The sequence below is a fragment of the Mesorhizobium sp. B2-3-6 genome (genome assembly GCF_006442305.1).
Taxonomy (GTDB): Bacteria; Pseudomonadota; Alphaproteobacteria; order Rhizobiales; family Rhizobiaceae; genus Mesorhizobium.
Genome location: NZ_VFVW01000001.1, coordinates 709,130 through 721,829, shown reverse-complemented (window position 1 = coordinate 721,829; position 12,700 = coordinate 709,130). Strand labels below are relative to the sequence as shown.

Genomic DNA, 12,700 nt, shown 5'->3' with positions numbered 1-12,700 from the left:
GGTCGCGCGTCATGGCCGACATCGTCAATCTGCGCCAGGCTCGCAAGCAGAAGGCAAGGCTGGAGAAGGAACGCACGGCCAGCCAGAACCGCGCCCTGTACGGCCGCTCCGGGGCAGAGAAGGAACGCGACCGCCTGGTTGCCGAAAAGGCCGAGTTCTTCGTCGCGGGCCATCGGCGTCAACCGTCGCCCGATCCGGACCCCAAATGAGCTCCAGGTGAGCCCGGTCGAAAAACGCTCGGTGACGATCCGTGGCCACCGCACCAGCTATTCGCTCGAAAAGCCGTTTTTTGACGACCTTGTCGCCATCGCCGCCGCGCGCAATCTGACCCTTGCCGCGCTGGTCGCGGAAGTCGACGAAAACCGGCCGCGTGACACCAATCTGTCCTCGGCGCTCCGGATCCATGTACTGGCCTGGGCGAAGCGCGGCCGCGCCTGACGCCTGGCTCCGTCAGGCAGTGCCTTCCTGTTTCCCGCGGCGGGTGCCGAACCCCAGCAGGGCCGTGCGATCGCGCTCTTCCGCCTGCTTCCTGGATCTGACGCGCATCAGGTCCTTCCAGCCGACGTAACCGACCAGCGTTCCGTCGTCGCGTGCCACGACCGGCAGATGCGACACGTTGGCCGTCAGGAGCTTGTCCGACAGGCCTTCCAGATATTCATCGGGATAGGCAAGCGTCACCTTGCTGCCGGCCAGCAAGTCGCCGAGCGTCGTCGTCCGGTGCTTGCCGGCACGCCGCCAGCGCAGAATCGCCGGTGGATCGATGAGGCCGAGCACCTGCCTGTTGCCGTCAATGACCGGGAAGCTCGGATGACGCGTCTCCGGCGCAGTCAGGAATGCCGCTGCGCCATGCAGCGTCATCGTCGCCGGCACGCTCTGGACCTGCGTGGTCATCACTTCATGCACCCTGGTCAGCGCGAACGGATCGACCCGGTATTCGCGCACCAGATGATGCCCTCGCCTGGCGATCTTCTCGGTCAGGATGGAACGTTTCATCAAAAGCACCGTCACCGCATGGGCGGCGGCGCAGGCCGCGATCAGCGGCACCAGCACATGCGTGTTGCCGGTCAATTCGACCGCGAAGAAGGTCGCCGTCAGCGGCGCGCGCATCGTGCCGCCCATGGTCGCCGCCATCGCCAGCAGCGCCCAGAAGCCGGGATCGGCCGCCGGCAGGAAGCCGGCGAGCACCGCGCCCATCGCGCCGCCCATGATCAGCAGTGGCGCCAGCACGCCGCCCGACGTTCCCGAGCCCAGCGCCACCGACCAGATGACCGCTTTCACCACCAACAACAGGAGTGCTGCCGTCGCGATCGTACGGCCGTCCAGCATGGTGGATATGTTGTCGTAGCCGACGCCGAGCGCCTGCGGCTCGATCAAGCCGCCAATGCCGACGACGAGGCCGCCGAGCATCGGCCACCACATCCAGTGGATCGGCAGCTTCTGGAAACCGTCCTCGCAGGCATAGACCATCTGCGTCAGCAAGGCAGACAGGAGGCCGGCGGCAACGCCGATCAGGACCCAGCCGCCAAGACCGGCAAAGGAAATCGCCATGCCGCCCTGAAACGGAGAGATCGGTCCTGGCATGTGCAGCATGGTGCGCTCGACCTCCGCCACGATGGCAGCCACCGCCACCGGAATGAAGCTGCGCGGCGTCCACTCGAACAGAAGCAGTTCCACCGCCAGCATGATGGCGGCGATCGGCGTTCCGAACACGGTGGTCATGCCCGCGGCAGCGCCCGCCACCAGCAGCGTCTTGCGCTCATTGTCGCTGACCGGCAGCATCTGCGCGATCAGCGAGCCGATGGCGCCGCCGGTCATGATGATTGGGCCCTCGGCGCCGAACGGGCCACCGGAGCCGATCGAGATCGCCGACGACAGCGGCTTCAGCACCGCGACCTTGGCGTCCAGCCGCGAGCGCCCGAGCAGGATCGCTTCGATCGCTTCTGGAATGCCGTGGCCACGGATCTTCTCGCTGCCGTAGCGCGCCATCAGGCCGATGATGAGTGCGCCGATCACCGGCACGGCGACGGCGGCATAGCCAAGCGGCGTGTCCTCCAGTTTCAGATCGGCGAGCGTGAATTGACCGAAATAGGCGACGTTGGTGGCGAGCCGGATCAATTTCAGCAGGATGATGCCGGCAAACAGCGCGGCCGTCGCCACCACCACCGCGATGCCAGCGATCAGCAACACCCTGGCGTCGGTGGTGAAATCGCGCAGATGTCCGGGACTGCCCTGTTCGGTCTTCATTGCCTGCCTGCTTTCCGTGGCGTGTCGCTGTTGGAGGATCGGCAAACCGTCAAAACGGCTTTGCCGGCGGCTATGTATCGTAATACGATATAAATATTCAAGCGGGCTTGGCCCGAAATCGTTTGAGCTTTGGCCGGAATGACAACACATGTCTGGTATGTCGCATCCGCAAAAACCCCGCCCCGCCATCAGCCAGGCCGATTACCAGCGGCTGTCGGAGTTCCGCTATCTGATCCGCCGCTTCCTGGAATTCAGCCAGCTACAGGCCGAAGACGCCGGTCTGACGCCGCGCCAACATCAGGCACTGCTCGCCATAAAGGGTTTTCCCGGCGGAGGCCCGGTAGCTATCGGCGACCTCGCCGAACGCTTGCGCATCCGCCATCATAGCGCCGTCGAACTGGTCAACCGCCTGTGCGAGGCCGGGCTGATCGTCAGAGATCAGGACAAGGAGGACCAGCGCAAGGTGCTGCTGCAACTGACCGAGCGGGCCGATGCCTGCCTCGCCGACTTGTCGGCCGTGCATCTCGACGAGCTTTCGCGCATCGAACCCATGCTGAGGAGCGTGCTCGCCCGAAAGGACCGCGACACGCTCTAGAGACAAGTTTCGCAACCTAGCTGAATGGAGGCTATGCCATGTACAACATCTGGTTTTCCAAGGCAGTCCCGGTTTCCACAGGCGTTACTGGCGACGTTCGAAATCTGTCCAATGCCGAACAAGCTCTCGACCTTCTTACCAATCACTGGCGCGATGCGGGAAGCATCAAGCATAAGGCTGCGCTGCGGGCGTGCCGACAGGCCATGAACGGCGGCGTATCGGCCGATACCGCCAGGGATGCTTTTGTCGAAGCCGCGAGGGAAGCGCGCATTCTGGTCGAATAACTGCCGCGCATGGCCCGGGCGTTGTTGGCCCAACCACAGGCCCGACATACCGTCCTCGATCGACGGTGAGCGCACGATGAGATCGCGACAGCCGTCAGCAACGCGCCGTCGTCCATTCAACTCTTGCGAAGCCCGGCTACCATCGGGAAGATGGGACATAAGGGGCCGCATAAAAAAATTCCGGAAACCCCGAATCCTTTGGCTCCGCCGCTTCGTCTCGGACATGAGCGACCTGCAAGGTGCAGGGCCGGCAAAGGAACAGACAAGATGAAACACCATTTGATACGTTACAGGACCAAACCGGAGCTGGTCGACGAGAACGAGCGGCTGGTCAAGGCCGTGTTCCAGGAATTGCGGGATAAATCGCCCGAAGGGTTTCGCTACATGACATGGCGGTCCGGCGACGGTACCTTCTTCCATCTGGTCGAGGCGGCAACCGAGGAGCAGGCCGGCACCCTTCCGGGGCTAGCGGCATTCGCGACTTTTCAGAACGGCATCAGGGATCGCTGCATCGAGCCTCCGCATCGCGAGGCGATGACGGTGGTGGGCAGTTACCGGATGCTGGACCACTAGAGCAGTTCACCGTTTCATGGAAACAGCGAACCGCCCTAACTCTTTGTTTTGACGCAATTCTGGACAGAAAACCGCACACACTTTTCTTGGAATTGCTCTAGGCGCGGTCAAGCGATGTGGAGAACGGCGGGCGTATGAACATCCTCATTCCTGGCGGGCACCGCGCGCTCATCGAACGCCTGCTTGGGGAGTTGCGCCCAAAGCTGCACCGCTATTGCGCGCGCATGACGGGTTCCGTCTTCGACGGCGAGGACGTGTTGCAGGAAGCGCTGGCCAAGGCGTTCGAGGCTTTGCCGAACGCCGGCCAGATCGCAAATCCGGAGGGCTGGCTGTTCCGCATCGCGCACAACACGGCACTCGATTTTCTGCGCCGGCGAGCCCGCGAAAAGGCCTTTTCCGATGAGGATCCGGACACGATCGTCGACCCGGCCAACGCCACCTTCGACCGTCAGGCCGCTGCCGCCGGCCTGCACACCTTCATGCGCCTGCCCGTCGCGCAGCGCAGCAGCGTCATCATGATGGACGTTCTGGGTTATTCGCTGCAAGAGATCAGCGCCGCGCTGGACACCAGCGTCCCGGCCGTCAAGGCGGCGCTGCATCGTGGCCGCGGCCGCTTGCGCCAGCTCGCCGCCGAGCCCGAGGATCGGCCGGTTCCCAGGCTGGGCGTCTCTGAACGCCTGTTGCTCGAAGCCTATATCGATCGCTTCAACGCCCGTGATTTCGACGCCGTGCGCGACATGCTCGCCGATGAAGTTCGCCTGGAGCTGGTGGCCAGGACGCGGTTTACCGGACCCAAGGAAGTGGCTACCTATTTCCACAACTATTCCCGCCTCCGCGATTGGCGTTTCGTGCCGGGATTCGTCGAGGACAGGCCGGTGGTCCTCGTTCACGACGGCAACGACCCGGCTGCGCGACCAGCCTATTTCATCCTGCTGGTCTGGCAGGAGGGCAAGCTTGCCGCCATCCGCGATTTTCGTCACGCCCGCTACGTCGCCGACAGCGCCGAACTGCTCGTTCTTTGAACGATCGAGGGAAATCCCCTGCCCTACTGCCCTACTGCCCTACTGCCCTACTGCCCTACTGCAAAGACTTCAGCAAATTGTCGATCGTAGACGGATTGAACTGCGGTTTGGCCGGAGGCGGATTGTCGTTGGCCACCGGCGGCGGCGCCCGTTCCGGGTTCGGCGCCTGCTCGGCGCCCTTGCGCTCTGCTTCCAGCCTTGCCTTCTCCTGCGAGGCGGTCCGCATCGCCTCCTCGGCCTTTGCCTTGGCATCCGCCTCGGCTTTGGCCTTTGCCTCGGCATCCGCTTTGGCCCTGGCCTCTGCTTCGGCCCGCGCCTGAGCTTCCGCCTCGGCTTTCGCCTTGGCGTCGGCCTCGGCCTTCAGCCGCGCCGCCTCCTCCTGCTGTCGCAGCTCCTCGGCCGCCTTGTCGCGCTGGTCCTGCAACGCAGCGTAATAGCGCACCTCGCGCCGCAGCCGCTGCTTCTCCAGCAACGCGGCCTGCATCGCCTCGACCCGCTGCTGCTCCTTCTCGAGCGCGCGCTGGGTCAGGAACTGCGCCAGCGGTTCGCTGTCGAACTGCCGTTTGACGGCGCCGAACGGCCCCTCGACGCTGAAATTCATCGCCGGTTCGGAACCGACGAGCGCTTCGTCGCCGGGCCGGTAGGTGACCGCGCCCTTGGCGGAGACCGTATCGGCATTGAGGTCCGCCGTGATGTCGGCGGACAAGGTCGCCGAAGGATTTTCGAGGCTGATCGGCGGCGCTCGCAGCGTGCCACCTGCAATGGTGAAGGCGATGTCGGTATCCTTTGCCGCGAAACTGCCATCTGCCGCGATAGCGGGCGCGAAGCCGGCGGTCTTGGCTGCATCGATATCGCGGCCGATCGCGTCCGCCTTGGCGAGGAAGGTGCTGAACGCATTGGGATTGACGCCGGCGACCGTGACGCCCTTCAGCGCCGCCGTGCCCGAACCCGACAGAGCGGCAACCATCGCGTCGACCGATTTGCCACTTGTCGAAAACGCCGCGGAGACATCCCCCTTGCCGCCGATGCCGGCATCCGGCAGCAAGGCTGGCAGATCGGCGTCCGCGAGCTTCATCTGGCCGGTGAAAAGCCCAGTGCCGTCATTGTTTTTCAATTCGAACAGGCCGGTCAGCGCACCGCCAAGGAATTTCGCCTTGAGATCGGACACGCGGATGCCTTCCTGGTCGAGCTTCAGCGACAAGGCCGCGTCATAGGCGGTCGCGAATGGCCCTGCGGCAAGGGAAGCCGTGGTCAAGTCGAGATCGGCCGTGAATGGAAGGCTGGATTTCTGGCTGAACGGGGCCGACGGCCACACACCGCCGTTGTTGTCTCCGCTCTTGTCCGTGAACGCGGAATCGCCGAACAGCGCCACCGCCATCGGGTCGAGATCAAGTTCGTCGAGCGCCAGCGAGCCGGCCAGATGCGGCACGCCATCTTTGCCGTCAATCCCCTCCTTGACGTCGATGTTCACGTCACCCGACACCGCAGATTCGTTGATGGCGGCGTTGAGGCCGGAGAGCACCAGTAGGCCGTTGCCGTAATCGGCCTGCGCGGTGAGCGACGTCGACGTGCCTGTCCCCATGCCCGGCAGGCCTATGCCCGATGTCATCAGCCAGGGCTCGATGTCGGCCGTATCGAGGCTGACCTTGCCCTTCGCGACCGGACCTTGCGGCGTGTCGGCTACGGTGCCGTCGAAACCGGCGTTGAAGTCGTTGCCGGCAAGGCTGAAGCTCGTCGCCAGGCCGCCGCCCAGCGTGCCCTTGGCCTGGATGTCGGTGCTTGCCTCGCCGAGCATGCCGAGCGGCAGCGCCGGCAAGCCGTAAAGTGCCAGCAGCGCTGTGGCGTCGGGGTTCCTGGCATTGAAGGTCAGCGCCACAGGCGCTTCAAGAAGCTTGTCGACCGCTCCCTTCCCCGACAGCGAGGCGGAAAAGGACGATCCGCCGGCCTTGCCTTGCCCGCTCACAGCAAGCCCCGTTGTGCCGTCGCCATTGTCGGCGGCACTCACCACAAGATCGACGCGTGAATCCTGGAACAGGTCGGGATAGGCTGCGGCGCGGCTAGCCAGTCCCTTGAGCACGGCGTTGTCGGCATAGTGCTGCGCCGCCACGTCTAGCAGCGGCTTCAGGTCGACGGCGACCACGGAGGCGTCAAGCTTGCCGGTCGGGCTCGCCGGAAAATCCTTGATCCGGCCTGTGGCGCTGATCGACGCGCCGGCCAGCCCGCCCACCGACAGTCGGTCGATCTCAAGCAGCCCGTCGCGCAGCCTGAGCGCGGTGTCGACCGTGTCGGCGGACAAGCCTCCGGCACTGACCGGTCCCGCCTTGATCTGGAAATCGAGGTCGCGGTCGGCAAATCGGTTGGCGCCCTTGTCACTGATGAAGATCGAAGCGAAGGCCGCCAGCCCGTCGACATCGAGATCGCCGCCTTCCAGCCGCATCAGCACCGAGGGCCTGGCGTCGTCGGGCTGGCTGGAATCGATGCGGCCGGAAAACGTCGCTTTGCCCAGGACCAGTTCGAGATCGCTGAAGGCCTGGCGCTTTTCGGAGAGATCGACTTTAGCCCGGAAGCCGGCGGCGGGCAGACGACGGATCGCCTCGTCGACGTCCTTCGACAACCAGGCAGCGAAGCCGGAAGGCTGCGCCACCGCCAGCAGCAGCGAACCGGTGAAGCCGAAATGGTTCTCGACGCTGAGCAGGCCGTCGGCCTCCAGCGTGGCGCGGCCGGGCAGTGTCGCGGCGAGCGATTTCACCGACCAGCCGCCATCGACCGGCTCGGCGGAAAGATGAACGTCGCGAACCGTGGTGTCACCGGCCACCACGGCCGGCAACCTGACCTCGACCGTTCCGGGAATGGTCGGCTTAGGCAGGTCGAGCAAGGCCTGTTCCAGTCCGGCAATGCGCTGATCCAGTGTCAGGCCGGCGCCTGCCGCCGCACCCACGGCCTCGTCGAACTGCACCTGCGCGCCATTGGCCTCGATGGCGAAGCTCGGCTTCTGGCCGAGACCGACCGAGGCCTTGCCGTCGGCGGTATAGGGATTGTCGAGCGGTCCGGTCTCGAAGCGGAATTCATCGATGCCGAGCTTCTGGTGATCGAGCGCGAATTTGCCGTTAACCCGAAAGCCGGGATCGGACTTGCCGGTACCGACCTTCACCGTCTCGCCATCGGTGCCCCGCAACTGGGCTGAGTTCTTGTCGGCGCCGGAAATCTTGAACTGTCCGGAGTAGATGGCGGCTCCGTTGACGATGCCGGCATTGCCGTCGGTTTCGATGACCAGCGGATAGGCGTCGGGATCGGCCTTGAGCCGAAACCGCATCTGGCCGTTGGCTTCGGCCTTGCCGGTAGTGGCGGCAACCGTCGTGCGCAGGCCGTCGAACCTCAACGTGCCATCCATGCGCCACGGGCCCGCCAGCGATTTGGCCGAAATGGTCGAATTGATCTCGGACATGGTGTGGCTGCGTCCGCCGGCGGCATGACGCAGCTCGATCTGCCCTTCCGTCACCGTCAGCTTCTCGATCGAGATCTGGTTGAGGTTGAAGGGCGAGGACGGCCGCATCGCCCAGTCGACGGTACCATTGGCGGCGATGTCGATCGTCGCTTTCGGCCGCACCAGCCGCATGTCGAAAATCAGCACCTCGCCACGCAGGAACGGCGCCAGTTCCGCATCCATCGAAAACGTCTCGACGGTCATCGCCGGCTGGCCGGCGGGGCCGCCGGCAACGGCGACATTGGAGAAGGTTACCGACGGAAACGGCAACAAGCGCGCCGTGGCGTCGCCCTGCACGGTCACCTTGCGGCCGAGAATGGCGCTCGCTTCGCGCTCGAACTGCGCCCGATAGCCGGACCAGTCGACAAAATACGGCCCCACCAGCGCCGCGCACAGCACCAGCACGAACAGGCCACCAAAGATCACGAACAGGCGTGCGAGCATCAGTTCCGAACGGTTTGGTTGAAATCAGCCGCACTCTACCTGCATCCGCGTGTCGATAAAGAGGCAATTCGATCGTCGTCGGCGACAACCATGGACGGCGTTCGATGTTGCGCGGTCGCTCTTGATCGCGATACCTTGCTTTGGGCGTCCTCGCCCTGTTCCGGTCGCGGCGTTTTCCGATCCGGGATCGTCTGAAACAATCCTGGAAAAGCGGAGAATTGGGGATGTCGGGGAAGAACTGGGACCGTGTGCCGATCGATGCGCAGAGCGTCGACGCGCCGCTTTCGCAATCAGCGATTTTCCTTGTCGTCACCATAGCCGATGAACAGCCGGTTCTCGCAAGGGTTTGTTCCGTGCTCGGCGACCTTGACGACCTGGTCAAGACTGTCGGGTTCCGCGACCTCGGCGGCCGCCTGTCGTGCATTGCCGGGATCGGCCGCGACCTCTGGGATCGGCTCAGCCCCGGCCGGCGGCCGGCGGAGTTGAAGCGGTTCGCGCCGATCACGGGAGCGGTTCACGCCGCGCCCACTACGCCGGGCGACCTTCTCTTCCATATCCGCTCCGAGCGGCCCGACATGTGCTTCGAGTTCGAGCGTATCCTGCTGGACAGGCTTGGTCCCGGCGTGACCGTCGTCGACGAAGTCTCGGGCTTCCGTTATTTCGATGCCCGCGACCTGCTCGGTTTCGTCGACGGCACAGCCAACCCCACCGGCCTCGATCTGCCCGCCTCGGCGCTCGTTGGCGACGAAGATCCCGATTTTGCCGGCGGCAGCTATGTCGTCGTTCAAAAATACCTGCACGATCTCCAGGCGTGGGCGCGAATCCCCACGCCCGTGCAGGAGGCGATCATCGGCCGAACCAAGATCGACAACATCGAAATCGATGATGACGGCGCGCCGCGCAAATCGCACAAGTCGCTCGCCACCATCGAGGATGCCGACGGTAACGAACATGACATATTGCGCGACAACATGCCCTTCGGCCGGCCGGGGCAACGGGAATTCGGCACCTACTTCATCGGCTATTCGAGGTATCTCTGGGTGATCGAGAAGATGCTGCAGCGCATGTATATCGGCGACCCGCCCGGCGCTTACGACCGGCTGCTTGATTTCTCCACCCCTCACACCGGCACGACATTCTTCGCGCCGACACGGCCGATGCTGCAGGTACTTGCCGAAGCAGCGCCAGGGAAGTTGGCCACTCGGTAAACGACGCACACAGCAAAGCGGCGCGCTGCGGAGATCAGCACGCGATCATCGGCGTCATCTGTGCGAATTCAACGCGCGTCGCGCTTTGCCTGCGCCACCTTGGCCGCCTTGCGTTGTCGGCCGAGCTCGGCCGGCCGAACCAGATTCGGCGTCCTCTGGTTTGCCACCGCTCGCATGCCCTTGTGCGCAGTGCGCGCGTTGAACGCTGGACCATCCGTCGGCGCTTTCTGCTTCAGGGCCAGCGCCTTGCGCGCGCTGTCGACCAATGAGACGCGCGCCGTCAACTGGCGGCGCCGTTCGGCCTCGCCATTCAGCCGCCGCATGGCCATCGCCAGCACCGCAAGCTTCACCTGCGAGCCGCCGTCGGCCTTTGAAGCCACAGCCCCTTTCGGTGTGCCCTTGCCCCGGATTTCGCGCCGGCGTCGATGCGCCTCGGTCTGCGCCTTGTCGCGCCGCTCCCGCAGGCGTTTGACGAGGCCGGACAGATCGGCGTCAGAAAGGTCCTGGACCGCCGGATGGTGCGATTTCTCCACCAGCTCGTGTTCGTCGGCACTCAGCGCGCGCGCTTCTTCCTTGCGTGAAATCGCCATGACACCACTTCTCCGCTTGGGTCGCCCATCTTCTGGGCCTTCAGCACGCGGAGTCTCGGCCCGATTGGAGGTGGGGTCAAGACGAGCCTATGACGGTGCCTGCTCGGCAGCCGGCAGGATCTTGCCCGGGTTCATGATATCGAGCGGATCGAGCGCCTGCTTGATCGTGCGCATGATGTCGACGCCGTGGCCGAGCTCATGGCGCAGGAAGCCGATCTTGCCCTGGCCGATGCCGTGCTCGCCGGTGCAGGTGCCCTCCATGGCGATGGCCCGCATGTTGAGCCGCGCCACGAATTTCTCCGACAGCGCGATTTCCTTCGGGTCGTCCACGTCCATCAGCACCAGCACGTGGAAATTGCCGTCGCCGGCATGGCCGACGATCGGCGCGACAAGCCCCATTTCGGCGATGTCGGCCTCGGTTTCGGTGACGCATTCGGCAAAACGCGAGATCGGAACGCAGACGTCGGTCGACAGGCCCTTGGCGCCTGGCCGCAGCGTCAGCGACGACCAATAGGCGTCATGTCTGGCCTTCCAAAGTTTGGTGCGCTCCTCGGCGACACTGGTCCACAGGAACGGTCCGCCGCCATTCTCCTCGGCGATCATGCCGAAGGTCTCGGCCTGCTCGGCAACGCCGGCATCGCTGCCATGGAATTCGACGAACAGGCACGGGCTTTCGGGATAGTCGAGCTTGGAATAAGCTTTCATCGCCCGCATCTGCAGCGCGTTGACCAGTTCGATGCGCGCCACCGGAATGCCCATCTGGATCGTCGCGATGACGGCGTTGCAGGCCGCTTCGACGCTCGGAAACGGGCAGACACCGCCGGAAATCGCCTGCGGAATCCCTTGCAGCCTCAAGGTCAGCGAGGTGATGATGCCGAGCGTGCCTTCCGAGCCGACCAGCAGCCGTGTCAGGTCGTAGCCGGCCGAGCTTTTTTTTGCCCGCTTGCCAGTGGTCACCGCCTCGCCATCGGCCATGACGGCCGTCAGCGACAGCACGTTCTCGCGCATCGTACCGTAGCGCACCGCGTTAGTGCCTGAGGCCCGTGTCGCAGCCATGCCGCCCAGCGAGGCATTGGCGCCGGGATCGATTGGAAAAAACAGGCCGGTGTCGCGCAGATGCCGGTTGAGATCCTCGCGAGTCACCCCGGGCTCGACCGTGCAGTCGAGATCCTGAGGATTGACCGATAGGATCCGGTTCATCCGCGAAGTGTCGACCGAGATGCCGCCGCCCGGCGCGTTGGTGTGGCCTTCGAGCGAGGAGCCGACGCCGAAGGCGATCACCGGCACGCGGTGCGCGGCGCAGGCGCGCACGATCTCCTGTACCTCGGCGGTCGTTTCCGGGAAGACGACGCCGTCCGGTGCCTGCGTCGGGATGTAGGTTGTCGTATGCGCATGCTGGGAGCGAACCGCCTGGCCGGTCTGAAAGCGCTCGCCAAACCGCTGCTTGAGGATGCCGAGCACGGCGGCGATGCCTTCTTCGTTGCGCTCGACCGGATTGAGGTCGCTCAGGGCCATGAATTCCTCCGCGAATGGACCAGTGTCCATGCTTGTCATGCATTTATGGATGATGCCTAACGCAATTCCAGGAAAAGTGTGAAGCGGTTTTCCCGGGAAAAGCGCCTAGCGCTTTCCCTGGGGAATTGTATCAAAGAGGCGGTCCGACGTTTCCGTGGAACGATGAACCGCTCTTACAACCACGCTCTGTCCAGCACCAGAACAAGGAAGTTGCCATGCCGATCCCCGCCCCTTTTGTTTCTCAGCCAATGGCTATCGAGAAGGACTGGATCGATTATAACGGCCATCTCAACATGGCCTACTACAACGTCCTGTTCGACCGCTGTTCGGATGAAGCCTTCGAGGCGATGGGCATGGGGCTGGATTATGTCAAGAACCGTCGCCTCACCATCTACACCGCCGAAGTCCATGTCTGCTACGTGCAGGAACTGCATCTCGACCACAAGGTCACGGTCTCCTTCCAGCTCATCGACCATGACGAGAAGCGGCTGCGGTTCTACCAGGAAATCCGCCATGCCGACGGCTGGCTCGCCGCCACGTCCGAGCAGCTTGCACTGCATGTCGACATGTCCGGCCCCAAGGTAGCCCCCTTTCCCGCCGACGTGCTGGCCAAGATCGAAGCGATGCGCGCCGCTCACGCAGCCTTGCCGATGCCCGAACGCGCAGGCCGCTCGATCGGCATCAAACGCAAGACGGCTTGAACCCGCCCGGGGCCCGCGTTAACCTTACCGAGGTTTTAAC

General features: G+C 64.2%; 12 protein-coding genes. 8 read left to right on the top strand and 4 right to left on the bottom strand.

Annotation, left to right across the window (positions count from 1 at the left end):
- Positions 1-11: 11 nt before the first annotated feature.
- Together FJ953_RS03485 and FJ953_RS03480 are read left to right on the top strand one after the other, a co-directional pair.
- Entirely contained in the window at positions 12-209 is a 198-nt protein-coding gene (locus FJ953_RS03485) for a DUF4169 family protein (RefSeq protein WP_140495310.1), read from the top strand.
- Between the two features lie 7 nt (positions 210-216).
- Complete coding sequence (locus tag FJ953_RS03480) at positions 217-438, top strand: ribbon-helix-helix domain-containing protein (protein ID WP_140495308.1); 222 nt, start codon at positions 217-219, stop codon at positions 436-438.
- A 12-nt stretch (positions 439-450) separates the two neighbouring features.
- Here FJ953_RS03480 and FJ953_RS03475 read toward each other — a convergent pair whose 3' ends face one another.
- Positions 451-2,244: a chloride channel protein gene (locus FJ953_RS03475; protein WP_140623162.1), complete on the bottom strand. Its 1,794-nt coding sequence runs from the start codon at positions 2,242-2,244 to the stop codon at positions 451-453.
- A 148-nt stretch (positions 2,245-2,392) separates the two neighbouring features.
- On the opposite strand from FJ953_RS03475, the gene FJ953_RS03470 reads away from it, so the two are divergent.
- From FJ953_RS03470 to FJ953_RS03455, 4 genes are all read left to right on the top strand, one after another.
- Complete coding sequence (locus FJ953_RS03470) at positions 2,393-2,839, top strand: MarR family winged helix-turn-helix transcriptional regulator (RefSeq protein WP_140623160.1); 447 nt, start codon at positions 2,393-2,395, stop codon at positions 2,837-2,839.
- Between the two features lie 38 nt (positions 2,840-2,877).
- The gene (locus FJ953_RS03465; RefSeq protein ID WP_140495302.1) at positions 2,878-3,123 is read left to right on the top strand and encodes a DUF982 domain-containing protein; all 246 of its coding nucleotides are present in this window, start codon (positions 2,878-2,880) and stop codon (positions 3,121-3,123) included.
- 267 nt (positions 3,124-3,390) lie between these two features.
- Positions 3,391-3,696 (top strand): hypothetical protein, encoded by a 306-nt coding sequence (locus FJ953_RS03460; RefSeq protein ID WP_140495300.1) that lies wholly within the window; start codon positions 3,391-3,393, stop codon positions 3,694-3,696.
- A 134-nt stretch (positions 3,697-3,830) separates the two neighbouring features.
- Positions 3,831-4,718, top strand: coding sequence for a sigma-70 family RNA polymerase sigma factor (locus FJ953_RS03455; RefSeq protein WP_140623158.1), 888 nt, complete (start codon positions 3,831-3,833; stop codon positions 4,716-4,718).
- A gap of 55 nt (positions 4,719-4,773) precedes the next feature.
- Here the strand turns inward: FJ953_RS03455 and FJ953_RS03450 are convergent, their stop codons facing one another.
- Positions 4,774-8,646: an AsmA family protein gene (locus FJ953_RS03450; protein ID WP_140623156.1), complete on the bottom strand. Its 3,873-nt coding sequence runs from the start codon at positions 8,644-8,646 to the stop codon at positions 4,774-4,776.
- A 224-nt stretch (positions 8,647-8,870) separates the two neighbouring features.
- Between FJ953_RS03450 and FJ953_RS03445 the strand changes: the two genes are divergently transcribed.
- Positions 8,871-9,854, top strand: a complete 984-nt coding sequence (locus FJ953_RS03445) for a Dyp-type peroxidase (protein ID WP_140623154.1) — start codon at positions 8,871-8,873, stop codon at positions 9,852-9,854.
- A gap of 68 nt (positions 9,855-9,922) precedes the next feature.
- Here FJ953_RS03445 and FJ953_RS03440 read toward each other — a convergent pair whose 3' ends face one another.
- Together FJ953_RS03440 and FJ953_RS03435 are read right to left on the bottom strand one after the other, a co-directional pair.
- A complete protein-coding gene (locus tag FJ953_RS03440; protein WP_140559544.1) occupies positions 9,923-10,444 on the bottom strand; it encodes a hypothetical protein in 522 nt (173 codons plus the stop codon).
- A gap of 87 nt (positions 10,445-10,531) precedes the next feature.
- Positions 10,532-11,959 (bottom strand): FAD-linked oxidase C-terminal domain-containing protein, encoded by a 1,428-nt coding sequence (locus FJ953_RS03435; RefSeq protein WP_140516545.1) that lies wholly within the window; start codon positions 11,957-11,959, stop codon positions 10,532-10,534.
- 215 nt (positions 11,960-12,174) lie between these two features.
- Here FJ953_RS03435 and FJ953_RS03430 point away from each other — a divergent pair, with 215 nt between their 5' ends.
- Complete coding sequence (locus FJ953_RS03430; RefSeq protein WP_140495288.1) at positions 12,175-12,660, top strand: thioesterase family protein; 486 nt, start codon at positions 12,175-12,177, stop codon at positions 12,658-12,660.
- Positions 12,661-12,700: the final 40 nt, after the last annotated feature.

Excerpts from the sequence above, each read along its gene's own strand:
- FJ953_RS03450 (WP_140623156.1), bottom strand. The coding sequence starts at position 8,646 with ATGCTCGCACGCCTGTTCGTGATCTTTGGTGGCCTGTTCGTGCTGGTG.
- FJ953_RS03445 (WP_140623154.1), top strand. The coding sequence starts at position 8,871 with ATGTCGGGGAAGAACTGGGACCGTGTGCCGATCGATGCGCAGAGCGTC.
- FJ953_RS03460 (WP_140495300.1), top strand. The coding sequence starts at position 3,391 with ATGAAACACCATTTGATACGTTACAGGACCAAACCGGAGCTGGTCGAC.
- FJ953_RS03440 (WP_140559544.1), bottom strand. The coding sequence starts at position 10,444 with ATGGCGATTTCACGCAAGGAAGAAGCGCGCGCGCTGAGTGCCGACGAA.
- FJ953_RS03435 (WP_140516545.1), bottom strand. The coding sequence starts at position 11,959 with ATGGCCCTGAGCGACCTCAATCCGGTCGAGCGCAACGAAGAAGGCATC.
- FJ953_RS03470 (WP_140623160.1), top strand. The coding sequence starts at position 2,393 with ATGTCTGGTATGTCGCATCCGCAAAAACCCCGCCCCGCCATCAGCCAG.
- FJ953_RS03475 (WP_140623162.1), bottom strand. The coding sequence starts at position 2,244 with ATGAAGACCGAACAGGGCAGTCCCGGACATCTGCGCGATTTCACCACC.
- FJ953_RS03430 (WP_140495288.1), top strand. The coding sequence starts at position 12,175 with ATGCCGATCCCCGCCCCTTTTGTTTCTCAGCCAATGGCTATCGAGAAG.
- FJ953_RS03485 (WP_140495310.1), top strand. The coding sequence starts at position 12 with ATGGCCGACATCGTCAATCTGCGCCAGGCTCGCAAGCAGAAGGCAAGG.
- FJ953_RS03455 (WP_140623158.1), top strand. The coding sequence starts at position 3,831 with ATGAACATCCTCATTCCTGGCGGGCACCGCGCGCTCATCGAACGCCTG.
- FJ953_RS03465 (WP_140495302.1), top strand. The coding sequence starts at position 2,878 with ATGTACAACATCTGGTTTTCCAAGGCAGTCCCGGTTTCCACAGGCGTT.